General features: G+C 62.6%; 21 protein-coding genes. 6 read left to right on the top strand and 15 right to left on the bottom strand.

Annotated elements, in window-relative coordinates; genetic code table 11:
- Positions 1–160 precede the first annotated feature (160 nt).
- The 5 genes from KVQ74_RS27360 to KVQ74_RS27340 all read left to right on the top strand — a co-directional run bounded on the left by KVQ74_RS27360 (position 161) and on the right by KVQ74_RS27340 (position 8,688).
- Entirely contained in the window at positions 161–1,609 is a 1,449-nt protein-coding gene (locus KVQ74_RS27360) for a sensor histidine kinase (protein WP_217834497.1), read from the top strand.
- 167 nt (positions 1,610–1,776) lie between these two features.
- A complete protein-coding gene (locus tag KVQ74_RS27355; RefSeq protein ID WP_217834496.1) occupies positions 1,777–4,584 on the top strand; it encodes a multicopper oxidase domain-containing protein in 2,808 nt (935 codons plus the stop codon).
- Positions 4,585–4,601: 17 nt separating this feature from the next.
- A complete protein-coding gene (locus KVQ74_RS27350; protein ID WP_225930209.1) occupies positions 4,602–5,693 on the top strand; it encodes an SCO family protein in 1,092 nt (363 codons plus the stop codon).
- Between the two features lie 105 nt (positions 5,694–5,798).
- Positions 5,799–7,292, top strand: a complete 1,494-nt coding sequence (locus KVQ74_RS27345; RefSeq protein ID WP_217834494.1) for a sensor histidine kinase — start codon at positions 5,799–5,801, stop codon at positions 7,290–7,292.
- Positions 7,261–8,688 carry a sigma-54-dependent transcriptional regulator gene (locus KVQ74_RS27340; protein WP_217834493.1) on the top strand — a complete coding sequence of 476 codons (1,428 nt, stop codon included), beginning with the start codon at positions 7,261–7,263 and terminating at the stop codon, positions 8,686–8,688. The genes KVQ74_RS27345 and KVQ74_RS27340 overlap by 32 nt, the downstream gene beginning before the upstream one ends.
- A 136-nt stretch (positions 8,689–8,824) precedes the next feature.
- Here the strand turns inward: KVQ74_RS27340 and KVQ74_RS27335 are convergent, their stop codons facing one another.
- Positions 8,825–9,175, bottom strand: a complete 351-nt coding sequence (locus tag KVQ74_RS27335) for a hypothetical protein (protein ID WP_217834492.1) — start codon at positions 9,173–9,175, stop codon at positions 8,825–8,827.
- Between the two features lie 163 nt (positions 9,176–9,338).
- Here KVQ74_RS27335 and KVQ74_RS27330 point away from each other — a divergent pair, with 163 nt between their 5' ends.
- Positions 9,339–10,160 carry a class I SAM-dependent methyltransferase gene (locus tag KVQ74_RS27330; RefSeq protein WP_217834491.1) on the top strand — a complete coding sequence of 274 codons (822 nt, stop codon included), beginning with the start codon at positions 9,339–9,341 and terminating at the stop codon, positions 10,158–10,160.
- On the opposite strand, the gene KVQ74_RS27325 is transcribed toward KVQ74_RS27330, so the two are convergent.
- The 14 genes from KVQ74_RS27325 to KVQ74_RS27260 all read right to left on the bottom strand — a co-directional run bounded on the left by KVQ74_RS27325 (position 10,141) and on the right by KVQ74_RS27260 (position 24,807).
- Positions 10,141–10,449: an addiction module antidote protein gene (locus KVQ74_RS27325; RefSeq protein ID WP_217834490.1), complete on the bottom strand. Its 309-nt coding sequence runs from the start codon at positions 10,447–10,449 to the stop codon at positions 10,141–10,143. The genes KVQ74_RS27330 and KVQ74_RS27325 overlap by 20 nt on opposite strands.
- Positions 10,450–10,451: 2 nt before the next feature.
- Positions 10,452–10,745: a type II toxin-antitoxin system RelE/ParE family toxin gene (locus KVQ74_RS27320; RefSeq protein ID WP_217834489.1), complete on the bottom strand. Its 294-nt coding sequence runs from the start codon at positions 10,743–10,745 to the stop codon at positions 10,452–10,454.
- A 143-nt stretch (positions 10,746–10,888) separates the two neighbouring features.
- Complete coding sequence (locus KVQ74_RS27315) at positions 10,889–11,581, bottom strand: GNAT family N-acetyltransferase (RefSeq protein ID WP_217834488.1); 693 nt, start codon at positions 11,579–11,581, stop codon at positions 10,889–10,891.
- Between the two features lie 113 nt (positions 11,582–11,694).
- Positions 11,695–12,486, bottom strand: coding sequence for a ChbG/HpnK family deacetylase (locus tag KVQ74_RS27310; RefSeq protein ID WP_217834487.1), 792 nt, complete (start codon positions 12,484–12,486; stop codon positions 11,695–11,697).
- On the bottom strand, positions 12,458–13,648 hold the full coding sequence (locus tag KVQ74_RS27305) for a GNAT family N-acetyltransferase (RefSeq protein WP_217834486.1): 1,191 nt from the start codon (positions 13,646–13,648) through the stop codon (positions 12,458–12,460). The genes KVQ74_RS27310 and KVQ74_RS27305 overlap by 29 nt, the downstream gene beginning before the upstream one ends.
- A gap of 4 nt (positions 13,649–13,652) precedes the next feature.
- Positions 13,653–14,342, bottom strand: a complete 690-nt coding sequence (locus tag KVQ74_RS27300; protein ID WP_217834485.1) for a GNAT family N-acetyltransferase — start codon at positions 14,340–14,342, stop codon at positions 13,653–13,655.
- Between the two features lie 86 nt (positions 14,343–14,428).
- On the bottom strand, positions 14,429–16,348 hold the full coding sequence (locus tag KVQ74_RS27295; protein ID WP_217834484.1) for a hypothetical protein: 1,920 nt from the start codon (positions 16,346–16,348) through the stop codon (positions 14,429–14,431).
- A complete protein-coding gene (locus KVQ74_RS27290; RefSeq protein WP_217834483.1) occupies positions 16,345–17,652 on the bottom strand; it encodes a lipopolysaccharide biosynthesis protein in 1,308 nt (435 codons plus the stop codon). The genes KVQ74_RS27295 and KVQ74_RS27290 overlap by 4 nt, the downstream gene beginning before the upstream one ends.
- Positions 17,649–18,650 (bottom strand): polysaccharide deacetylase family protein, encoded by a 1,002-nt coding sequence (locus KVQ74_RS27285; RefSeq protein WP_217834482.1) that lies wholly within the window; start codon positions 18,648–18,650, stop codon positions 17,649–17,651. Before KVQ74_RS27285 ends, KVQ74_RS27290 begins: the two co-directional genes overlap by 4 nt.
- Before the next feature lie 15 nt (positions 18,651–18,665).
- The gene (locus KVQ74_RS27280; protein ID WP_217834481.1) at positions 18,666–19,802 is read right to left on the bottom strand and encodes a glycosyltransferase; all 1,137 of its coding nucleotides are present in this window, start codon (positions 19,800–19,802) and stop codon (positions 18,666–18,668) included.
- Positions 19,795–20,763 carry a glycosyltransferase gene (locus KVQ74_RS27275; RefSeq protein ID WP_217834480.1) on the bottom strand — a complete coding sequence of 323 codons (969 nt, stop codon included), beginning with the start codon at positions 20,761–20,763 and terminating at the stop codon, positions 19,795–19,797. The genes KVQ74_RS27280 and KVQ74_RS27275 overlap by 8 nt, the downstream gene beginning before the upstream one ends.
- Positions 20,760–22,130, bottom strand: coding sequence for an O-antigen ligase family protein (locus tag KVQ74_RS27270; RefSeq protein ID WP_217834479.1), 1,371 nt, complete (start codon positions 22,128–22,130; stop codon positions 20,760–20,762). Before KVQ74_RS27270 ends, KVQ74_RS27275 begins: the two co-directional genes overlap by 4 nt.
- Complete coding sequence (locus tag KVQ74_RS27265; protein ID WP_404822770.1) at positions 22,127–23,230, bottom strand: glycosyltransferase family 4 protein; 1,104 nt, start codon at positions 23,228–23,230, stop codon at positions 22,127–22,129. Before KVQ74_RS27265 ends, KVQ74_RS27270 begins: the two co-directional genes overlap by 4 nt.
- Positions 23,215–24,807 carry a GumC family protein gene (locus KVQ74_RS27260; protein ID WP_217834477.1) on the bottom strand — a complete coding sequence of 531 codons (1,593 nt, stop codon included), beginning with the start codon at positions 24,805–24,807 and terminating at the stop codon, positions 23,215–23,217. Before KVQ74_RS27260 ends, KVQ74_RS27265 begins: the two co-directional genes overlap by 16 nt.
- Between the last annotated feature and the right edge of the window lie 14 nt (positions 24,808–24,821).

Genomic DNA, 24,821 nt, shown 5'->3' with positions numbered 1-24,821 from the left:
GACGTTTCGGGAGGGCTAGGGTGAGGGCTGCGATCTCAAGCTTGCCCAAAAAACATCTCACGCCCACAACCACAACCATGGGGCCGTTCACCCCCCGCAACCGGGCAAACCCCCAACCGTGGGCTATAACCCTATAGGGACGTATCGGGAAGTCGCCGCCATGAACATGCAGTCAAAATCGCTACCGGTCGAGGAGGGCAGTCTGCGCCTGGGTTCGCGCAAGCAGCCGTTCAATCTGTTGCGCTGGTTTTCGTTGATCAGCATGGCGGTGATCGGCACGGTGGCGGTGGCGCTGGGGACGGTGTCGACGCGGTTTGTGGTGGAGGAGAGTGTGCAGCGTGATGCGTTGCTGACCGCGCAGTTCATTCAGGCCATTGCGTCGGCGGAGGTGCGTCATGTGTCGATTCCCAATATCCGTACCATGGGCGAGTTGATCGACCCGCGTCAGGACAACGACTTTCCCGATGTCGATCCGGCGGCGAGGGCCAATGCGCGGTCGGAGTTTCTCGATCACATCGAGCACTTGCCCGACGTGATTCTCGCCAATATCTATGCCCCTGATCGACAGGTGGTCTGGTCGACCAACCCGGCGCTGATCGGTACGCGGATTCATGCCGACGAGGATCTGGATCGGGCCTTCAGTGAAAAAATTCCGGTGTCCGCCAGTTATCACGACGTGGACAAGGCGCGCGAAGAACAGAAGTTCGTGGTGCCGCCGGAGTACATCTTTCTGGAGAACTACATCCCGCTGTTCGACGCCGAGGGCAAGAGCGTCACGGCGATGGTCGAGATCTACAAGGAGCCCAAGGACCTGATCACGCGGATGGAGCGTGGACTGGTTCTGATCTGGGTGGCCACCGCGCTCGGCGGCGGGCTGATTTATCTGGGGTTGTACTGGATCGTGCGGCGGGCGGCGATTTTGCTGGCGGTGCAGCAGAAGCAGCTGATCGCCAATGAAACCTTTGTCGCCTTGGGCGAGATGTCCTCGGCGGTGGCCCACAGTCTGCGCAATCCGCTGGCGACCATTCGTTCCAGCGCCGAGCTGGCGCTGGAGTTCGATGCCGGGCCGGCGCAGAAAAACATCAAGGACATCATCGGCCAGGTCGACCGCATGTCGAAGTGGGTGCGCGAGTTGCTGCAGTCCTTGCGTCCGCTCAACGACGAGCCGGAGCCGGTGAATCTGGTGGCGGCGCTGCATGAAAGTCTGGTTGCGTTCGAGCAGCAGATCGCCAGGGCCGGGGTGCAGGTGGTGTTTCATCCGCAGGACACGCCGATGGTGCTGAGCCAGCCGGTGCAGCTCACGCAGATTCTCAACAGCCTGCTGGCCAATGCCCTGGAGGCCATGGACAAGGGCGGTACGTTGACCATCAGCCTGGAGCCGACCGACAGCCGTGGCGTCAGCGTGATGCTCAGCGACACCGGCAAAGGCATGAGTGAAGAACAGCGCAGCATGGCGTTCCGGCCGTTTTTCACCACCAAGCAGGGTGGTCTGGGGGTCGGGCTGGTGCTGGTCAAACGGATCATGGAACGCTTCGGCGGTGGCGTGACGCTGGACAGCCGCGAAGGCGAGGGCACGACCGTTCGTCTGGCGTTTCAACTGATTCAATGAATGCCCGAAAATAATCTGAACTTCCCCCAGCAGTGGGTGTCAGGCCCCGGTCACCGGGGAGTGGGGAATTCAACAGCGCGGCCAAACCCTTGTTACAACTGGAAATAATTTATTGGCGAGGTAATTGCAAAACACCATCACCCCTTCCTTAGATGAGGCGGCTGGTGATGGACAGAGCAACGCGTTACCCCAACAAGCTGTTCCTGCTGACACCCTTGAGTGTCTTTCTGGCATTGACCCTGGGCACCATGACCGTGGTCCGAGCGAGCCCGATTGACGATGAAGGGCAGCCGGAGACGTCCGACCCTTCGGCGTACTACGACGAGCCGGCCGATGAAGCAACGGCACTCAACGCCATCCTGACGATGCCGGAGGCCAACGAAGACTCCTTCGATCTGCCTGATGGCGTCAAAGGCACCCGCAACACGACCCGCGCGGAAAACGTTCTGCCGCCGTCGGTGCAGACCAGTTTCAATTACCCCACCAACGGCAAGCCGAGCCCGCTGTACGGAGCCCTGCCGTTTACCCAGCAACTGGTGTTGTTCGAAGAGTTCGGCCCGGAAAAACTCGACCCGACCACCCCGGCCGCGCCGCTGGGCTTTCCGCCTGCCGCGATTGGCCCGGCACCGGCGCAGGACCCCAACAACGTCGCTCGCAGCGCGCCACCCGGCACCGCACTGGATGCGTTCCTGCGGCAACCGGGGCTGACGCCGTTCCCGAGCCAGTTCTCCAACGTGGTCGACCGCAACCCATGGCAATCGCAGATCGAACTGTTCCTCAACCGCCACATCGGCTCGTCCGCCGAAGGACGTCCGCCAGGAAAGGGCTGGGCGCACCAGCGCTGGAACGAGTTCTACCCGCAAGCGGCGTACAAAACCGTGCAGACCGGCGCGCGGGTCAACGGTGGCCTGCGTGACAGTCGGCAGATGCACGGCTACGCGGTCGGCGAGTTCGGCCCCGGTGGCCTGTATCACAACACCGCCGGTGTACCGCTGACCGATGGCACCGCCAAGGGCGTCGATCCGCGTTTCCATCCGAACATGCCGGTGCAGGATCACAACTCGGTGTGGACCTTCGACGGCACGTTGCCGCCCAAACTGTTGATGGTGCGCTACGGTCAGCCGGTGATGATGCGTCACTACAACGGCTTGCCGATCGATCCGGCGGCCAACCGGGGCTTCGGCCTGCACACCATCACCACCCACGAGCACAACGGCCACGCGCCGGCGGAAAGCGACGGTTATGCCAACGCGTTTTTCTTCCCCGGCCAGTATTACGACTATCGCTGGCCGATCCAGCTCGCCGGTTACGACAGCATCAACACCAAGGCCGAAGATCCGCGCGCCGCATTCCCTTGCGCGTCGGGCGAGACCCTGTGGGTCAACGACCTGCAACCGAGCAAGAAAACCTGCGACCACGGCACGATCAAGATTCGTGGCGACTGGCGCGAAACCATGAGCACTCACTGGTTCCACGACCACATGCTCGATTTCACCGCGCAGAACGTCTACAAGGGCAACGCGGCGATGATGAACTACTACAGCGCGCTGGATCGTGGCAACGAGTCGGTGAACGACGGTGTCAACCTGCGCTTGCCCAGCGGCAGCGCCTTGCCGTGGGGTAACCGCGACTATGACGTCAACCTGCTGTTCGCCGACAAGGCCTGGGATCAGCAAGGGCAGTTGTGGTTCAACCCGTTCAACACCGACGGCTTTCTCGGCGATCAGGTGCTGGTCAACTGGCAGTGGAAACCGACCCTCGATGTGCGGGCACGCAGTTATCGCTTCCGCATTCTCAATGGTTCGGTGTCGCGCTACTTCAAGCTCGCGCTGGTGCGGGAAGTCAAAGGCACCAGCGGTGAGTTCCAGGGGCCGAAAAACTCCGGCGTGTCGTACAGCCGCGTGCCGTTCCACATGATTGCCAACGACGGCAACATCATGGAGCACAGCGTACCGTTCGACGGCAGCATGGACCTGGACGCCGATGGCGATAAACAGAACCACAATGCGATTCTGCCGACCCAGGGCATCGCCGAGCGCTTCGACATCATCGTCAACTTCGCCAAGAACGGCATCAAACCCGGCGACAAGCTGTTCTTCGTCAACCTGCAGTCCCATGACGACGGCAAAGGCCCCAAAGACGTGATTTCGCTGGCCGATGTGCTCTCCGAGAAATACCTGGCAGTGATCAAGCAGACCAGCAAAGGCCCGCAGTGGGACAAGGGCGATCCGGCGGTGGGCAAGGTCCTGCAGCTCAACGTCAAGGCTTACACCGGTCAGGATCTGGCGATGGATCCGGCAGCCTACGAACCGGCCAAACCGGGCAAGGCTGAAGGCATGGTGATGATCCCGCTGAAGATCCACCGCGACAATGCTGCCGACAAGGCGCTGCTGGCCAACGCCCGTCACCGCACCTTCACCTTCGGCCGTTCCGACGGCACCGATGAGGCGCCGTGGACGGTCAAGACCGATGGCGGGTTTGGCTTCCACATGGACCCGCGTCGCCTGAATACGGCGACCAAACTGGCCAGTGGTCCGACCGATGCCGGCGTCGCCGGGTTCGGCACCCTCGAGGTGTGGAACATCAAGTTGGGCGGCAAGGGCTGGAGCCATCCGGTACACGTCCACTTCGAGGAGGGGATCATCCTCAGTCGGGGCGGCAAGGCTCCGCCAGAGTGGGAAAAATGGGCGCGCAAGGACGTCTATCGGATCGGTTCGGAGAACGATGGTCTGGACAGCGTCGAGATGGCAATCAACTTCCGCGAGTTTGCCGGGACCTACATGGAGCACTGCCACAACACTCAGCATGAGGACAACTCGATGCTGCTGCGTTGGGACCTGGAGAAACCCGGGCAACTGCAGTTGATGCCGACACCGCTGCCGAGCTGGGATGGCGTGCGCTACGTCAACTCCGCCGCGCTGCCAACCTTCCGCACTGGCGATGGCTTCGGCCCGCAAGTGAACGTGAAGAAATGAAAAGGGAGGGAGCCGTCATGCCACAACGTTCGCCGCGCTCCCAGGCCCTGGGCATGCATCTGGTGCTGGTACTGGTGACCTGTCTGCTTGGCAGCCGGGCGCTGGTGGCGCACCAGATGCAACCCGAGGCCAGCGCACCGGCGCCTGCCGCTGCGACCGAATCCGCCACCCCCTGGGGTGGCGACTATTTCCCCAACACCCTGCTGACCGACCAGGACGGTCGGCAGGTGCGGTTTTTCGACGACCTGATCAAAGACAAGGTGGTGGTGATCAATTTCATCTTCACCTCCTGCAGCGACTCCTGCCCGCTGGAAACCGCGCGCTTGCGCCAGGTGCAGAAACTGCTGGGGGACCGGGTCGGGCAGGACATCTTCTTCTACTCGATCAGCATTGATCCGTTGAGTGACACGCCGGCAGTGCTCAAGGCGTACTCGCAGCGTTTCAAGGTCGGCCCCGGCTGGAAATTCCTCACCGGTGAATTCGAAGACGTCACCGACCTGCGCAAGAAACTCGGGCTGTTCATCGAAGGCGTCGACAACGGCCGCAGCAAGGATCACAACTTGAGCCTGATCGTCGGCAACCAGAGCACCGGGCGCTGGATGAAGGCTTCGCCGTTCGAGAATCCGTGGATCCTCGCCGATCAACTGGCCAATACCTTGCAGAACTGGAAACAGCCGAGCGCCGAACAGAACTACGCCGACGCCCCGCAGATCCGCCCGCCCAGCAACGGTGAGGAACTGTTCCGCACCCGCTGCGCCTCCTGCCACAGCCTCGGCCCGCAGGACGGCGAAGGCATCGGCATGCGCAACATCGGCCCTGACCTGATCGGCGTGACCCGCCAGCGCGATCCGGCCTGGCTCAATCGCTGGATTCGCGAACCGGACAAAGTGCTGGCGGAAAAAGACCCGATTGCACTGCAACTGTTCGAGAAGTACGAGCGCATCCCGATGCCCAATCTGCGTCTGGACGAGCAGTCGGCGCAGTCGATCATCGAGTTTCTGAACAACGAAACCGAGCGCCAGCATCCGTCCGTGCAACCCTTGGCCGACGGGGCGTTGACGCCAGAAACAGCCAGTACGGCGAGCGAAACGGTGAGTCGTATGCAATAGCGGCGAAATAGCATCAGTGAACCGTGTGTGACGGTTATTGCCACCTACACTCATTCGTGACGGCGGCGGTAACCGACCCGACACAAAAAACGCCAGGGCACCCCCATGCAACGACTGGAAGAACAAAAAGCGGCTGCGCCGAACGCAGCATTGGCGGCCATCAAGGTCTGGGGCGGGCAGTTCAATCTGCTGCGCTGGTTCTCGCTGGCCAGCTTTTTCATCATCGCGGCGGTGGCGTTGGGCCTGGGTTACATCTCCACCCGGTTTGTGGTCACCGAAAGCGTCGAACGCGACTCATTGCTCACGGCGCAATTCGTGCAGTCCATCGGTGAGGCGGAAATCCGTCACGCCGGTATCAACCCGCAACGCACCATGGGCGAAATGCTCGATCCGCGCGAAGACTCGCACTATCCCGATGTTGATCCGGCGGCGCATAACGCGGCGCGCAGCGAGTTTCTCGATCACGTCGAGCACTTGCCGGACATTTTGCTGGCGACGGTGTATGCCCTGGACCGCACGGTGATCTGGTCGACCAACCCCGAACTGATCGGCGTGCGCTTCGAGGACGATGACGAACTGGATGAGTCGTTCGAGATGAAGGTGCCGGTGTCTTCCAGCTACCACCAGATCGACGAAGAAAAACCCGAGCAGCAGTTGTCCCGCGAGCCCAAATACCTGTTCATCGAAAACTACATTCCGATGTTCAACGCCGACCGGAGCAAAGTGGTTGCGATGGTCGAGATCTACAAGGAGCCGGAGGATCTGGTGGAGCGCATTGATCGCGGCTTCGCGTCGATCTGGGCGGCGACGATCCTCGGTGGCGCGGCGATTTATCTGGGGCTGTTCTGGATCGTGCGGCGCGCCTCGAGCCTGCTGCAAAGCCAGCAACAGCAACTGATCAGCAACGAAACCTTTGTCGCCCTCGGCGAGATGTCCTCGGCGGTGGCGCACAGTTTGCGCAACCCGTTGGCAACCATCCGTTCCAGCGCCGAACTTGCCCAGGAAGTGGCGAGCCAGAGCGCTCAGCGCAACATTGGCGACATCATCAGTCAGGTCGACCGCATGTCGCGCTGGGTCCGCGAACTGCTGGTGTCGTTGCGGCCCATGAGCGATGACGGTGAAGCGGTGGACCTGCTGCCGGCCGTCGAGGACACCCTGGGTGCCTTTGATGCGTTGATCCGGCGTAACGGCGTCGAAGTGCGATTCACCCCGCAGCATTGCTCGCCGGTCGTCAGCCAAAAGGTGCTGTTGACGCAAATTCTCAATAGCCTGTTTGCCAATGCCCTGGAGGCGATGCCCAAGGGCGGTGTGCTGACTGTCGAGATTGAAACACCGCATGCCGGCCAGGTGCGCCTGACGCTGGGCGACACCGGTAAAGGCATGAGCGCGCAGCAACTGCAACTGGTGTTCAAGCCGTTTTTCACCACCAAGCAGGGCGGCCTCGGGGTCGGCCTGGCGTTGGTCAAAAGAATCATGGAGCGGTTTCAGGGCTCGGTCGTATTGACCAGCCGCGAACAGGAAGGAACTCGAGTCAGCCTTAACTTTAAAGTGGCATCGGGAGGGGAATATGGAACACAGCATTCTGCTGGTCGAGGATGACGAGCTGTTGGCGGAAAATATTCAGACCTACCTGGAGCGCAAGGACTTCGAGGTGACTGTCTGCCATAGCGCCGAGGACGCGCTGGAGCAATTGGGCCGCTTCATGCCGGACGTGGTGCTGACCGACAACTCGCTGCCGGGCATGAGCGGGCACGACCTGATCCAGAAGCTGCGCGTCAGCGCGCCGGATCTGAAAGTGATCATGATGACCGGTTACGGCAACGTCGAAGACGCGGTGGTGGCCATGAAGGAGGGCGCCTTTCATTACGTCACCAAACCGGTGGCGCTGCCGGAACTGAAGCTGCTGCTGGACAAGGCCCTGGCCACCGAGCGGATGGAGCGCACGCTGTCGTTCTATCAGGAGCGCGAGGCGCAGAAATCCGGGGTCCAGGCGCTGATCGGCGAGTCGTCGCCGATGCAATACCTGAAAAATACGATCGGCCAATTGCTCGACGCCGAGCGGCGCATGGCCAATTCCGATCTGCCGCCGGTGCTGGTCGAAGGCGAGACCGGCACCGGCAAGGAACTGGTGGCGCGCGCCCTGCATTTCGACGGCGCGCGCAGCAAAGGCCCGTTCATCGAATTCAACTGCGCATCGATTCCGTCCAATCTGGTGGAATCGGAACTGTTCGGCCATGAGAAGGGCGCGTTCACCGACGCCAAGGATCGCCGGGTCGGGCTGGTCGAGGCGGCGGACGGCGGTACGCTGTTTCTCGATGAGATCGGCGAAATGGACCTGCTGTTGCAGGCCAAGCTGCTCAAGCTGCTGGAAGACCGCACGATTCGCCGGGTCGGCTCGGTGAAGGAGCGCAAGGTCAACCTGCGGGTGATCAGCGCCACCAATTGCAACCTCGAGCAGATGGTCCAGCAGGGCAAGTTCCGCCGCGACCTGTTTTTCCGGCTGCGCATCATCTCGATCAAAGTGCCGCGCCTGTATGCCCGGGGCGACGACATCCTGCTGCTGGCCCGGCATTTTCTCGCCAGCCACGGCAAGCGCTACGGCAAGCCGAACCTGCATTTCAGCCAGCAGGCCGAAGAACTGCTGCTCAGTTACACCTGGCCGGGCAACGTGCGTGAACTGCGCAACATGCTTGAACAGACCGTGTTGCTGGCACCGAGCGACACCATCGCCGCGCATCAGTTGAACGTGTGCATGAGCCTGGTCGACGAGCCGCCGCTGCACCAGCATGAAGTCCCTCACTTCGAACCACGCCCGGCCAGCAACAACGAATCGATGAACCTGCCGGAAGTCGAGCGCGACATGGTGCGCAAGATGCTCGACAAGACCGACTGGAATGTCACCAAGTCGGCCCGTCTGCTGGGCCTGAGCCGCGACATGTTGCGCTATCGCATCGAAAAACTCGGCCTGGCCCGGCCGGACAAGCGCCAGTGGTGAGGCCGGCAGTGTGTTCAAAAAACTTGTGGGAGCGGGCTTGCCCGCGAAAGCGGAGTGTCGTTCAGCGAAGCGTTGACTGATCCGACGCATTCGCGAGCAAGCCCGCTCCCACAGGGTCGGCGTTGGTTTGCCAGGCTCAGTGTTGCTGCTGGCGGCTCAGACACTCCAGCAGGCACGTCGGATCGAGCACTTCGTCATTGACGTAGATCCCGCGCTCAGGATCGTAGCTACGCACGAACACCCGCACGGTGGCATCGGCTACGGTCGGCAGTTGCGAGTCGTGGAACACGTGGCGATCAGGGATGACGATGAAGTCTTGCGGCGCCTCGTCTTCATAGTCGCGCGGCGGTGGCGCATTGAGCGACGGCGGAGCAGGGTGGGCGAAGGGCTGGTCCGGCCCGTAATAATTGAAATTGCTGTCCAGCGCTTGCGCCTGGGTGGCGATGAGCAGACAGCCAGTCAACAACAGCCGGTTGCGCGTTTGCATGGCGGCACCTGCGAGTGCGTGTTTCCCCAAGGCTATTAACTATAGCTGCGTGTGCAGGATTCACTGTTGCCCGGGATGTCGGCTTACAAGTTCATAACAACCGGCAACGCCGGGCTGATCTAGACTCGGGCCGCTCAATACAGAGCATCGCCCGGAGTGCGCCATGGAAGTGCCAAACAATAAAGCCGCGATCGAGAGCAATCGTCAGGCGTGGAACGATTCTGCCCGCCATCACCAGGACTCGCCCGACTGGCAGGCCTTGCTCGGCGAGGTCACGCACCTTGGCTTTTCCTGCCTCGACGACACCTTGCGCGGCGTGCTGGAACAGGTCGGTATCGAGGGCAAGGACGTCGTGCAACTGGGTTGCAACAACGGCCGTGAAAGCCTCTCGCTGTTCGCCCTCGGCGCACGGCAGGTAGTGGGTGTCGATCAGTCGACGGCGTTTCTCGAACAGGCCCGTGAGCTGAACGTCCGATCCCCGCACAATGCCCAATTCATCGAAGCCGACATCCATCATCTGCCGCCGTCGCTGCTGGCGCGGTTCGATGTTGCCCTGATCACCATCGGCGTCCTCAACTGGATGCCCGATATCGCCGAGTTCTTCCGTCACGTCGCCTCGACCCTCAAGCCCGGCGGACGCCTGGTGATCTACGAAACCCACCCGTTTCTGGAGATGGTCGATCCTGCGGCGTCAGATCCCTTCCGCCTGGCGACGTCGTATTTCCGCCAGGAGCCGTTTGTGCAGGAGGAACCGATCGTCTACGTCGGCAAGGTCGAGCAACCGGCCTCCGCGTCCTACTGGTTCGTACACACCCTCGGCGCCATCTTCAGCGCGGCCATCGACGCCGGGCTGAACATCGCGCATTTCAAGGAATACCCGCACTCGAACCGGGAGGAGGCGTATGACTGCTACCTGAATCAGGAGGCGCAGCTGCCGATGTGTTTTACCCTCGTCGTGCAGAAAATCAGCGCGTCGAGTGATTGATTGAATGTCCTGGCTGAGCACAAAGGTCAATGCCAAGGGCGTGAATGACTTTTAGAACCGTATCAAAACGGGGTTTTGCACCCGGCGCGAAAGCCTTGTACAGGCTTTCGCGGCCCATACCCGAATCCTTGGCTATTTGAGTCATCCCACGGGCCTTTACCACATAACCGATTGCCCGAAGAAACTCTTCGTTGTCGCCGTCTGCCAATACCTGGGAGAGGTACTCGCTAATGGCCTCGTCACTGTCCAGCAGTGTCGCCATGTCAAAAGTTGTCAAAGTCTGGCTCACTGTTAAACCTCCTTTGCCATTTTTTTTGCGCGTCGGATATCTGCACTTTGGGAGGATTTATCACCTCCGGCCAGCAGAACAACGATTGCACCGTTACGCATCGTGAAGTAGACCCGATACCCCGCACCAACATCCACGCGCATCTCGGACACACCATCACCGACTGGTTTGATGTCGCCTAGATTACCTGCTGACGCGCGATCAATGCGACGGGCAATAGCTACCTTGGCGCGTATATCCCTGACAGACGAGTGCCATGCTGCGAAAACTGCTGTTTGTTGGATGAGATAATTCATCCGGAAACTGTATCTGTATGGATACAGCCAGGCAGTCAGCCACTTCGCTCATCAACTTTGGATGTGTCGTCGGAGTCTGTAGGCAAAGGTCGTTGGTTTTGTAGGAGCTGCCGAAGGCTGCTCCTACAGTTGGATATAGGCTGTCAGGCCCGCGCAGCCGCCGTAACCCCCGCCCGCCCCGGTTTGCGCAGTGGTTCCAGGCGTGAACCGTCGTAGCGGGTTTCGCGGAAGAAGCGCCAGCGGCCGAACAGGCCGTAGACGTGGGTGACGCGGCCCTGTTCGTGGTAGCCCATGCGGATGTGCAGTTTCAGCGCGGGAATGTTGTGGGTTTCGCAGACGTCCACCACTTTGTGGCAGCCCTGGGCGGCCATGGCTTGCCAGAGGGCGACCTGGACATCCACCGACAGACTGCTGCCGAAGTAGGCGCGGGTCATTTCGCCGCCGAACTCGAAGAACTCGCCGGGTTTGACCGGGAACGTGCAGCCGTAATAGTGGCGGTCGTGGTAGTCGCGCAGACTGCCCCAGATGAACGCCACCGCGTGGCCGTCGGCATCCAGGTACATGTGCCCGGTGTGGCCTTCGACGGCCAGTTCCGCCATGGTTCCGACCCGGTCGCCGAAGTGCTTGCCGAAGGCCTCGGCGTTCTGCGGCGTGATGTCGACTTTGCGCAGGCCATCGTAGGGGCGCAGCGTGTGCGGCGGGACCGGGGTGATCAGGTCGCGCTCCATCCACAACAGCTCCCAATGGAAGAACACATAACGTTTCCACAACGTGCCGAAGGTGCGCCCGAGGCCTTTTTGTCTGATGCGCTCGCTCAACTTTTCAATGATGCTCATGATGCCCTCCGTGGCCGAAGCCCGGTGTTGTGGATGACGCTTTTGTGGGTATAGATCAAGCCTGCAAGTTCATGTCAAAGCGCCAGCTTTGAAAGTATTGCAAGTTGTGTAACTCACTCGAGTGCGGCAGCACCGCGCAGAAATTCCCTGTTCAGATCGGCATAGGAAACCCGTGGAACCCCCGGCAGCCGCTGCTCTAGCACGCGGCTCAGGGACTCTCCGGGTTCGAGGTAGGCATCACCGAAATCAGCCCCGAGCTGGTTTGGATGAGCAACGATTTCCAGTACGCCGTCGGTCGGCGCAGGGGCGTTGCGCAGGTCGACCGGGGTGCAGACGTAATCCGCCGTCGCCCCCGCCAATCCTTGCAGACGCTGATTGAGCAAGCCCTTGAACACGCGCTTGGGCAGACTGAGGTTTTGCCCCAGATTGCGCGCCAGGCGCACCGGTACGCCTTGATGGGCGGCGAAGCGTGCGACGATCTCGCCGATCGGCCAGATGTTGTGGACATGCTGGTGCGAATCCAGATGGCTGGGGCGCACGCCATGATCGACGCAACGCTGCCACTGCGCCTGCAATTCCTGCTGCACCGCCTCGCGATCCTCGCGGCCGAGCCACAGGCTGTGGCGCGGCAGGTTGAGGTCGAACACGCCGTGGCTGTCGCAGAAGGTGCGGCGAGCGAGAATCGCCTGGCTCAGGGGGCGACCATACGTCAGGTTGAAGTGCAGGCCGATCCGCCCTTCGAGCAGCGGATGACGGGCCATGGCGCAGGCCGCTTCGAAGGCCGGCATGTTGGCCATGGCGGTGGCGGAACTGATGACCCCGGCCTGGAACGCGCTGAAGATCACCGCGTTTTCACTCGGGCTGAGGCCGAAATCGTCAGCGTTGACTATGACTTGGCGAGGCATGTTCGCCCTCCGTGGTGATGGTGCCGGGAAGCGGTTTGGCAATAGCCGCCGTGGGAGCGGCCACACGTTTGGCCCGCCATTGCTGCAAAGTCGGTTTCAGACGCTGCCAGAGGCGCAACGCCAGCCCCAGCAGCAGGCCGCTCGGGCGCCAGGAGTAGAAGCTCCAGCGCCAGTGTTCGAGTTGGCCGGTCATGCGTTCGTGCAGTTGATGGCTGGAGTTTTCCAGGCTGACCCGTGAGGCATCGATCCAGCGCCAGCGATCGTCCAGGCCCCAGCGAATCCATTCTTCGAGCAACACCCGGCCGCTGCCCAGATCGGCGTATTGCGGCAGGAACGCCAGGTTGTAATCGTAGAGGCGACCCTGTTCGAGCAGGCCGAGCCGGTAGCTGATGCACCGGCCGTCGAGTTCCAGTGTGACTACGCGCACCAGGCCATGGGCGGCGAGGGCGGTGAAGGCGTTTTCGATCCATTGGCGGCTGCGCGGCGTGGCAAAAATGCCGACCCCTTCGTCACCTTTCCAGCTCACCGCTTCGACTTCGCTGATGGCCTGCAGCAACGGCCCCATGCTGTGCGCGTCGGGAATGATCCGTCGTACCTGAGCGCCACACGCGGCGATCCGTTTGCGCGCGCGCCGCAGCTTGTAGCGCGGATCACCGGACACTTCCTGACGGTCGTCCTCGCTGAGCAGGTGTACCGGTGCCCGACAACTCAGACGCCGCTCGCCGGTCGAGCTGAGAAGCATCCACTCGTTGAGGCCGCCGTGTTCGTTGGCAGGCTCGCAGAGTTCGTTGAGTTGCAGCAGGGCGTGGGGTATCCGCTGGCGGATAAACACCAATGCCTGGCGCAGGTCGCGCGCATTCAATTGCGACAGCAGCGCCAGCCGATCGGCGAGAGGGTAGCCCAGGTGACGGACCACGCTGAAGCGGATCCCGAAAAACGGTTCGCGGCTCGCGACAAGGGGTAGGCACAGGCGCAATTCGTCCGCTTCCCAGCCCAGCAGGATGTGCAGGCGCTGATGGCTGTCCAGCGCCTGCTCTGCCGCGTGCAACCAGCCGAGGCTGTTGAACGGCGTGTGGTCCGTCACCCGCAGGCGCAGCGCTTCAAAGGCCGCTGCCGGGAAGTCGGGTGCGCACAGGGACGTGCGCCATTCGAATCGCGCCATAGGCTCAGGCCGCCGTTGCCGTGACAGGTGCAGGGGAGGGTTTGCGCAGCGCGTCCAGGCGCGAGCCGCTGTAGCGGGTTTCGCGATAGAAGCGCCAGTGCCCGAACAGATGGTAGACGTTCATGATCCGCCCCTGCTCGTGGTAACCCATACGGATATGCAGCTTCAGCGCCGCAATGTTGTGGAACTCGCAGACGTCCACCACCTTGTTGCAACCCTGGTCCGCCATGGCTTTCCACAGGTTCAGCTGGAAGTCGACGGACAACGTGGAACCCCAGTAGGCGCGTATCTGTTCGCCGCCGAACTCGAAGAACTCGCCGGGTTTCACCGGGAACCAGCAGCCGTAGTAATGACGGTCGTGGTAGTCGCGCTTGCTGCCCCAGATGAAGGCCACCGCGTCGCCATCCTCGTTCAGGTACATGTGTCCGGTATGACCTTCGTTGGCCAGTTCAGCCATGGTCCCGACCCGGTCACCGAAGTGTTTGCTGAAGGCCACGGCGTTCTGCGCGGTGATGGTTTCCATCCGCAGCGGCTCGTAGGGCCGCAGTTTGTGCGGTGGCACCGGGCTGACCAGGTCGCGTTCCATCCACAGCAATTCTTCGTGGGAATACACGTAATGCCGCCACACCTTGCCGAGGGTGGCGCGCAGGCCTTTTTGATGAATGTGTTCGCTGAGTTTGCTCAAGACGCTCATGTCGGTGACTCCTGACGGCATTGGCCGTGAGTGGAGTGATGCAACGCGCGGCGACATGCCGGCGCGGCACTGCATGGGGCGGACGGTCATGAGGCGATCCAGCTCAGGGCGAACAGGGTTTCCCCTGGCAAATCGAAGCTGACGCGACCGTCCTGGCATGTGAACGGTGCGTCGCGACTGCGGTTGTCGGCGCCGAAGTAGCGCAACGAACCCTTGAGCAACGGGCAGTGGGCTCCGCTCAGGTCGACCCGTTGCAGGCGTGTGCCTTTGTTGACACCCAGCAAGCCGCGTTGCTCGTCGGTGGCCATGGCCAGGACGTCGACTTCGAACGCATCGTTCTCCAGGCGCATGACGCTGTGCAGCCAATGTTGCTGGATGAACTGTTGGGCCATGCCCACTGGTTTCAGCTCGAAATGCTCGTCGTCGAGCACTTTGAACATGCCCTTGGGGTAATTCGGTTCGTCCGCTGCCTGGAACCAGTTGAGCATGTCCAGCAAGCCGTCCTGGGCCGCATTGATCGCTACCGAGGCCCACCACAACGAGGCGAAATGGGTTTCCTGATCGTAAGGGCTCAGGCTCGAGCCGCTGGACATGTTGGTCTGGTCCAGCAGCAACGCCTTGCGTGGGCGGCCGTTGGCGTCCAGCCCGACGAGATTGGCGGCGCGCTGCACGCTGTCGCGGTAGACCCGGGTTGCCAACAGATCGCGAATCATCCATTCGTGCCACGCCAGGGCGTCGATCTGTTCGCCGGATTCCGCCAGCAGGCGCCTGGCCCAATCGATGCCGCGCTTGTCCGCCGCGTTGCTGGCGAACGGGCCGTTGATCAGCCGTGAACTGGCGGGCATGGCGATGCGTACGCCGGCCCTGGCATTGGCCGGATCGCTGCGCACCTGACGGGCCATGCTGGTGAACAGGCTTTGGTAATTGGCATAGTCGGGGTAGTTGAGATTCGGTTCGTCGGCGAAACCGATGTAGTGAATGCCTTTGCCTCCCAGGGCGCGGGTGCTGGCGAGCCAGGCGTCGAGGCCGCTGTTGCTGGTGCTGTCGGCGCGCAAGTCGGCCTGGCGCTGACTGCCGGCCAGTAGCGTGATGTCCTGGGTGATGCCGAAGCGCTCCTGATAGAGCTGCCGGAACGCGTCTTCGTAATGCGGTTTGCGCTGGGTGATGTCGACGAAACTGTAGTAACTGGCCGCCCGTGCCTTGAGTGCATCCAGTACCGCAAAGCTTGAGGGCGGCGGCATCACATAGGGCAGGGCGACGCCGAGGTTCGGCGTCGGGCCGAGGATGTCCTTGTGCAGGGTCAGCTGGGTCTGGCCGTCGTCTTCGCGCAGCGGTTTGAGCTGCTGCGCGGTCTGCGCGAACAGGTTGGCCGTGCCGTCGAGCCAGAACGCAGCCTTGCCGCTGCCTTGCAGGCGCAGGCGCCAGATTTGTTCTTTCTCGCTGACCGGCAAGGCCAGCCGATCGAACTGCCAATAGGCACGATAGGGGTTCAGCGCCAGTGACAGTTGTTGTCCATCACCGACCCGCTGCGCTTGCAAGGCGCTGACGCCGCCGTGGAACTTGCCCGCCAGTACCGCGTGTTCTCCCGCCGCTATCTTGAAATACAACTCGTCGCCGTTACGGGTTTCGGCGCTGAAATGCACCTTGGCCGGGGCGAACAGCGCGACGGTGTCAGCGTCGTGTTCGATGCGGTAATTGCGAAAGCTGTAGCCGGGAATCTCCAGCCGATAGCTCGCCGCGCCCGGCGTCAGCGGCCAGCTCTGGCTGCCACGGGTTTCGCTGGCTTTGATCAACCGCTCGCCCTGCAACTTGCCCTGGCCGTCAAGCAGGTACAGATGCTCTTCGTTGGCATCGGCCTGCCACGCCGGCGCCCAGCGTACGGTCACGGTGTCGGGGCGATCGGCTTGCAGGTACAGGCTGCCGTCACGGATGTCGCCCCAGCGCATCGACGCCGCGAAGGCGTCCAGCGTCAGGCCGAGACCGAACAGCAGGGCCAGGCGTTTCATGCGGCCTTCCGGCGTTGCAGCATCAGCCACATCGGCGCGATGTCACTGGGCAGGATGATCAGGGTCTGCCAGAACGGCACGCCGCTCAACCGGCAATACAGCACCAGCATCGCCAGGGTCACCGCCAGGTAGGCAATCGACGAGGCCGCCGCCGCGCCGACGATGCCGTAGGTCGGGATCAGCACAACATTCAGGGCGAGGTTGAGCAGGGCCGAGAGGCCCATCAACAGCGACACCGTGCCGGGGCGATTCTTGCCCAGCAAGTCCAGGCGCAGGATGCTCGCGTAGCACAGGCCCAAGAGTCCCGGCAGCAGCGCAAGCAAGGCCGGATAGGCCGGTTGGTAGGCGACGCCGAACAGGGTGACGATCAGCCATTCGCCGATCAGCGCCATGCCCAGGCAGGCGCCGAGCATCACCGTGGCGGTCAGGCGCAGGGCCAGCGGCGTGAGTTTGTCCATGCCGGCGTCCTGTTGCAGCAGGCGTTTCATCAGCGGCGTGGTCACCGCTTCCGGGACGATCAGCAGCAGTTCGGCGGCGGCGCTGGCCATCGCGTAGTGACCCAGGGCGGTGCTGCCGAGCAGGGCGCCGATGAACAGGTAATCGGAGCGCAGAATCACTTGCTGGAACAGCAGATCCGGATGGCTGCGGGCGCTGTAGCGCAGCAATTCTTTCTGGCTGGCGCGATCCCATTGCAGTTGCAACGGCTGCGCCCGCTTGAGCCATACCCAACCGGCAAGCACCACCAGGCTGATGCCGGCCAGCCAACTGATGAGTGCGGCTTCCAGCGCGGCCTCTTTCCACATCCAGAACAACGCCAGAAACAGCAGCAGCGGCGCCAGGGATTCCACCAGGCGCAAGGCATTGAAGGCGACCACGCCACCGGAGGCGTTGTGCAAGGTCAGCAGACCGCTCTTGAGCACGGTCAGCGGCACTGCCAGCAATAGCAGCCAGGCGAGCAGACCGAGTTGCATCGTCACGTCCAGGTCCGTGCCGAACTCGCGCACCAGGGCCACCACCAGCAACGTCAACAACCCCGCCAGCAGGCAACCGAACACCAGCACCTGACTGAGCAGCAGCCCCATCGGCCGCTGCTTGGCGGCCTGATAACCGACGGCCGTGTTCAGGCCGCCACTGGTGGCGGCGCTGATCAGGTCCGGCAAGGTGCTGAGCAGGGCAAACAGACCGCGTTCGCTGGGGCCGAGGATCCTCGCCAGCAACACGTTGCGCAGCAAACGCAGGGCGATCATCGCCAGTTTGGTGCCCATGCTCAGAGCCAGGTGCCTGAGGTAGCTGCCCTGACTCATGGCCGCGCCCCGCGAAAGATCCGCCAGGACAGCAGTTCCGGTGTACGTGCGGCGTACTGGCTGACACCGAAACGCGGCAGGTTCAACGGATCGCCGCCGCCGCGATAGATGCCGCTGCCGGTGCCGAGTGCGAACGGATAATCATGATTGGCGACCTGCTCGCGCACCCGCGCGTCGTTGTCGCCGTTGGGGTAGCAGTACACCGGCAGCGGCCGGTTGCAGCTGTTGTGCAGGGCATCGCGACTGCGGCTGATTTCTTCGTTCAGGCGCACGTCATCGAGGCCGGTGAGGATCGCGTGGCTGGCGCCATGCGGCCCGAAACGCACCAGTCCCGAAGCTTCCATCGCCCGCACCTGATGCCAGTCCAGCGCCTGTGGCAGCGAATCTTGCGGGCATTCATCGGTCAGGCGTTCGAGCATCTGCGGTTCGAGACTTTTCAGGCTTTGCAGGTAATGCAGCAGGGCCAGGCTGCGCCGGTCGACATCGATGTCGTCGAGCAGCACCGGCAGCGGATGGTGGATCGCGTGCAGGCACTCGATCAGGTGCATGCGCGGTTTTTCGCCATGGCTGCCCCACAGGGTTTCCCCCAGGCTTTCCCACCAGAAGCGCTGGCGGCTGCCGATGAAATCGGTGGAGAGAAAAATGCTCGCCGGCACCTGATGCTTTTGCAGCAGCGGGAAGGCGTTGACCGCGTTGTCGCGCCAGCCATCGTCGAAGGTCAGCGCCACTTGCGGGCGTTCGGTGCGCAGGGCGTTGGGCTGGAGGATTTCCATCAGCGGCACGCAATCGAAATGCCGACGCAGCCACACCAGCAGATGCTCGAAGGCTTTCGGCCCGACGCACAGTTCGTTGCGGTGCGGCAGGTCGGCGGCGCGGTCGTTGGACAACACGCGGTGGAGCATCAGGATCACCCCGGCGCCGTGCAACTGGTTTCGCCCCACGGACGAGTTGAGATAGAGCCAGCCACTGGTGCGTTTTATCAGTTGTTTGATCGCCATGGCGCTGTCCCTCTCTCAACGGTTCTGTTCAGGGTTCCACTGGGCGTAACGCTGGCCGCGCAGGAATTGCCACAGGCCGATGCTCATGCCTGCCAGGGTCACCAGCAGGAATGCCGCGAGGCGGAACGGTTTGGGTAAGCGGTGTTGCGAATCCAGCAGACCGACAATCGCGATGGCGTAACCGAGCAGTTGCGCGATCAGGCTCAGGCGATAAAAACCGTGGTCGTCCCACAGCCAGAAGTTGCTCAGCAACAGCGGCAGCAGCAGCACCGGCGCGAGGCGGCGGATCAGTTTGTGGCTGATCAGGGCGATGGAATACAGACCATGCTTCAGCGGATTGAGCAGCTCGCGGCGCTGGGCCAGGCTTTGCAGGCCGCCGACGGTGACCCGCTGACGACGACGGAATTGCTTGTCCGCGTCATCGACGCCGTGATCAATCACTTGGGCATCGGGCACGTAGACGATCCGTTTGAACTTCGCCGGTGCGCAGGTACTGATGAAGAAGTCGTCGTTGACCTCTGCCGGCACGTTCTCGAACAGCTCGCGGCGCAGGGCGAGCAACGCGCCATCGGCGGACACCATGCAGCCGGTGCGATTCTCGACCCGGCGCAACCAGCCTTCGTAATGCCGATACAGGCTGTCGCCGACGCTCAAGCCGCCGCCGGTGACCGGAATCACCATATGCCCGGCGCAGGCGCCGACCCGTGGATCGCTCAGCGGCGCGAGCAAGTGGCCGAGGGTGTCGCGCGACCATTGGTTGTCGGCATCGGTGAACACCAGGATGTCGCCGCTGCTGAGCGCCACGCCGGCGTTCAGGGTGGCGGCCTTGCCCTGGCGCGGCAGGTCGAGCACGGTGATTCGTGGGTCGACGACTGTGCGGGCACAGGCCACGGTGTCGTCGGTGCTGCCGTCGCTGGCCAGAATGATTTGCAGGCTGGCGGGTTGGTAATCCTGGGCCAGCAACGTGCGCAGCTTGAGCTCGATATGCCGCGCCTCGTTGTGCGCGGCGATCACGATGCTGATGTTCAGCGGCGCGGCCTGGGTGTGGCGCGAGGCTGGGAACAGCGGCGCCAGCAGGCTCAGCAGCAGTGGGTAACCGAGGTAGGCGTAGACCGGCAGCAGCAGGCACAGCCAAAAAATGAATTCAGCCACGGGCAGGCCTCCTGGCGTTGCGATGACACAGACTGAGAATGAACGCGGCGCCGGCCAGGTGCAGGCGCACCCAATGCAGGCCCCACAGTTGCAGGGTCAGGCCGAGACTGTGTTGCCGGCGGCTCTGACGCACGCTCAATACCAGGGCTGGCAGCAGCGTCATTGCGACCATGATCGCCGCGTGATGGGGAAAACCGTTGAGCAGCGCGGATATCGCCAGCAGATCCAGCACCCACGCCGCCAGCGACAACAGTGGAAAACGCAGTAACCGCAGACTGAAACCGTGGCTGCGCAGCAGTTGCAGATGACTGCCCTGGCGCCACATTTCCTTGCCCATCCATTCGCGCCAGTTCATTTCGTAACCCCAGTGCAGGGCCACGCTCTTGTTGGCCGAGAGCAAGCGTGCGCCGTGCTCGCGCAGACGCAGGGTGAACTCCTTGTCTTCGCCGGTGCGCAGGGTTTCGTTGAAACCGCCGACCTTGTCGAACCAGCGCCGGCGCATCAACAAGTTGGCGCTGGGCAGCCAGCCGACAATGTGAGTGGCCTGGGTCACCGGACGCAGGGTGCGGCGTTGCCAGGCGGTGGCGTACCACGGGGCGGCGGCAGGGGTGTGCAGATCCAGGCTGAACACGTTGGCCATGCCATCGCCCTCCAGCTTGAACAGCGAGGTCAGCCAGTCTTCGGGCATCTCGATGTCGGCGTCGATGAACGCCAGCCATTCACCGCTGGCGATGGCCGTGCCGCGATTGCGCAGGGCGCCGATGGTCAGTCCCGGCATGCTCAGCACTCGGGCGCCGAACTGCCGGGCGATCTGCGGCCCGTCATCGCTGGAGCCGTTGTCGACCACGATCAGCTCGCACTCGACATTCGCCGCGTGTGCGGCTTTTTGCGCGGCCAGCAGTGTGCGGCCGATGTGCCGCGCCTCGTTGAACATCGGGATGACGATGCTGATCCGGCTCATGTCCTGGCCTCCGCCAACGGTGCCTGCTCGGCTTTCAGGCGCAGGACGCTGGTCAGCGCGAGCATGATCCACAGGTATTTCTGGTTCGGCGCGCTGAGGAACATCAGGAACAGCGTCAGCGACAGGAAACTCATGCCCAGGTGCGTCATCATGTCTGCCTGCTCGGCGTTGCGTCGCTGCATCCACGCCTTGCGCGCCCGCAGCAGGTTGTACAGGCCCAGGCCGAGCATGCCGACGAACAGCAGGCCGGCGGGAATCCCCAGCTCGCTGAAGATTTCCAGGTAGGTGTTGTGCGCCCGGCGGTACAGGTCGCCGATCTTGCGGTTGGCGGAAAACGCCTTGGCGTAACCGGTGGTCGCATAGTGCAGCGGGAAGGTGCCGGGGCCGGAGCCGAGCAGCGGATTCTCGCGGATGATCTGGCTGCCGACCACGATGTACGAGGCGCGCCGGCCGAGGGATTCGTCGTGGTGACCGCTGGCGCCAGCGCTCAATACGCTCAACGACTGGATGCGAGCGATGTAACCGGCGGGCATCACGGCGATCGCCAGAGGAATGAGGATGACCGCGCCAAGCATGGCGAAACCCAGGTGCCGGGGGCGGATGCGTGCCAGTTGGGTGCGGTAGTGCCAGCAACCGATGATCAGGCTCAGCGCCAGTACCACCAGCCCGGAGCGGGATTCGGTCTTGGTCATGCCGCCGAGCAGCAGCAGGAAGCAACCGCCCCAGACCAGACGCTGCAGCCAGTTCGGCGCGCGAATCACCAGCAGCAGCGCCAGCGGCACGGCAAACGCGATCAACAGGGCAAACGCGTTGGGGTCTTCGAGCAGGCCGGCGGCGCGGCCCTGATCCTGGAACTTGCTGGAGAACATCGCCATGGCGCAGGTGGCGCTGACGGCCAGGGTCACCAGTCGGGCGAACAGGTCGAGGTTCAATTCACGACCGATCAGCAAGGTGATGACGAACAGAATCAGACCGACGCTGAGCTCGCGCAGGTGCCCCAGGGACATGCCCAGGTCATCGGTGGTCAGGGTGCTCAGAAAGTACAGCGCCATGAACGCCAGCAGGTAGCGCCAGATGTTGCTGCGCAGGCGTTCGGCGGGGATCTGGTGCAGCGCCAGTTGCAGCATCAGGATCACCGCCAGCGAAGCGCCGAGCAGTTTGCTGCCCGACAGCGCGTTGTCCTTGAAGAAGCCCTCGAACGGCACCAGCGCGGCGATGCCGAGCAGGCCCCAGGTCGGCTTGCGGAACAGCACCGCGAAGCCCACCAGACCCAGCACCGCACCCGGCGCCAGATACGGATAAGGACTGGCCAGCAGAGCGATGCAGGCCAGGCCCAGCAGACTGATGATCGAGAGCGGGAAAATCATGCGCGTGCCTCCCGTGCCGTGCGGATGTACAGCTGCGACCAGCGTTCGGCCAGGGCCTTGAGGTCGTAGCGATCCTGTTGCGTGCGTCGTGCGTTGTCCCGCAGGTGGCGGGCCAGACCGGGCTCGCTCAGCAGCGCGTCAAGCTGGCGGGCGAGGGCGCGGGTGTCAGTGGGTGTTGCCAGCAGACCGTTATGCCGATCCTCCAGCACATCGGGAATTCCGCCGACAGCGAACGCCACCACTGGCACGCCAGCCTGCATCGCCTCCAGCAGAATCATCGGCGTGCCTTCGGTGCGCGAGCTGATGACCAGCGCATCGAGGCGTTGCCACCAGGCTTGCATATCGGTCTGATAACCCGGCAGGTGGATGCGTTGCGCCAGTCCGGCGCTGTCGATCCGCGCCTGCAATGTCTCGCGTTCCGGGCCGTCGCCGAGCATCACCGCATCCAGCGACGGGTGTTGCAGGCACAGCGGGATCAACGCGTCGAGAAACAGATCCGGGCCTTTTTCGCTGCTCAGCCGCCCGACGTATCCGGCGAGCCAGCGCTGGCGGTTGGCGTCCGGCGTCAGCGCGACGCCGGCCGGCAAACCATTGGGGATCACTTGCAGCTTGTCCGCGCGCACGCTGGCCTGGCGGTGCAGCCTTGCGATGCTTTCGGCCACGCACACCACCCGGTCCACCGAAGCGGTGCGGCACAGTTGCAGGCTCAGCCAGGTGTAGAACTTCTGTTTGCGGCTGCGCGGGGTGAAACCGTGCTGGGTAATCACCAGCGGCAGGCGCAACAGGCTGGCGCCGACCCAGCCGAACAACAGCCCTTTGAAGTTGTGGGTGTTGATCAGCGGACGCTCGGCCCGGCGCTGGCGCAGGTGCCGCAACAAGCCACCGAGCCCCGTGCAACCCTGCGCGGCGACTCCGGCCTGGCGGAAGCGCTCGATCAACGCGGGTGGCGCGTCGAGGAACAGCACCTGATGCTGTCCCGGCGTCGCCAGGCAATGATCCAGCAACATCCGCTCGGCCCCGTAGAAGCCGCCGCTGCTGAGCAAATGAATGATCGGCAGGGCGGCGGTCGGAGTGGCTGGCGTATTCAATTGCGCACCCAGTGGACAAAGCTTGGCACGGTCCAGTTCTTGTGCGGATTGCCCGGCTGAGTGTTCTCGTCGTTGAGCACCAGCAGCACCGGCAAGCCGAGTTCGTGGCTGATTTGCGCCGGGTGTTTGAAGCGGTGATCGAAGAACTCACGCACATACACCAGGGCCATCGCCAGCAGCAGACCGGTGAACAGGCCGAACGGAATGATCAGCATCGGTTTGGGGAACGCCGCTTCGGTCGGTTCGTACGGCGGGCTCAACACCCGGGCGTTGGACAGGTCGTCGTTGAGCAAGCCGTTGGTGCTGCTCTCGGCAAAGCGCTGGGCGTAGGTCGAGAATGCGGCGTGCAGGGCATCGATCTCGGTGTCCATCTGCCGCAGCTTGCTCTGGGTCTGCTGCAACTGATGGATACGGTTCTTGAACTCGGCGATGCGCGCGGTCTTCTGATCGATCACCTGCTGTACCACTGTCAGATCGGTGGTGCGTTCCTGGATGCGGTTGCTCACCACTTTGAGGAACTGCTGGCGGGTGCGGGCGATCTGCTCGCGGGTCAGCAGCATCGGCTCACTGCCGGGCTGGAACACCGCCAGATCGTTCATGTAACGGCTGACCTGGGTGGTGAGTTGCTCGCCGAGCTGTTTCACCTCACGGTCTTCGAACGCGACGTTGTCCACGGTGGTGGTGAAGGTGAAGGGGAAGGTGTAGTCGTTGAGCTTGTTGTTGCTGGCGGCGGCCAGGGCGGTTTTCAGGTATTCGAGCCAGCGCTGGCTTTGCAGCAGACGATCCTGATACAGGCTGAGCGCTTGCTCTTCGGTGTTGATCGCGTTGAGGCGGAAGGTGATTTCCTCTTTCGGATCGGACGAGCCGACACTTTCCAGCAGCGCTTGCCGGTTGCCTTCCAGGCCATCGAGGCGCACCTGATACAGATGCTTCTTGGTTTCGTAGAAGGACTGCGGCAGGTCGATCGATTGCAGCGCCTGACGGCTCACCAGATAGTTCTGCAACAGCGCGGCGACGAACGCGGTGCCTTGTTTCGGATCGTTGAAGCTGTAGTCGATGGAGATCACGTTGGAACCCGGCAGGGTTTCGATCTTCAGGCTGTCGACGGCTTGCTGGGTCAGGGCGTCGAGCGCGGTGTCACGCACCGGATCGGTTTCCAGCCCCAGGGCATTGCGCAGCGGGTTGATCACATGCTGACGCAGCGGCGAGGTGACGTAGCGCTTGAACGGTTCGCCCACCAGTTTGCTGAACATGCCCGGCGAGGGGGTGTATTCGCCCTTGTCGCGCAGTTCGCTGATGGTCTGGCGGATCAATGCCGGCGAACGCAGGATGTTGCTTTCGGTTTCCATGTCCGCCAGCGACGGCGGAATGAACGTGGCGTTGTCCACCGTCAGGGAGGTGGTCGCATCGCCCTGGGAGAGTTTTTTCGACTGCACGATCACCTGAGCGGTGATATCGAAGCTTTGTTTGAGCACCAGCGGCAGCACCAGCGCGATCACTGCAAAGATCAGGAAGACCCGTTTCACCAGTTGTTTGTTGGCGAAAAAGATCCTGAAGAACTCATGCAGGTAGTTTTCCTTTGGATTCATGATCGGTCACCTGA

This window comes from Pseudomonas botevensis (genome assembly GCF_019145475.1).
Lineage (GTDB): Bacteria > Pseudomonadota > Gammaproteobacteria > Pseudomonadales > Pseudomonadaceae > Aquipseudomonas > Aquipseudomonas botevensis.
The sequence above is the reverse complement of the archived record's forward strand: the minus strand, read 5'-3'. Positions and strand labels throughout refer to the sequence as shown.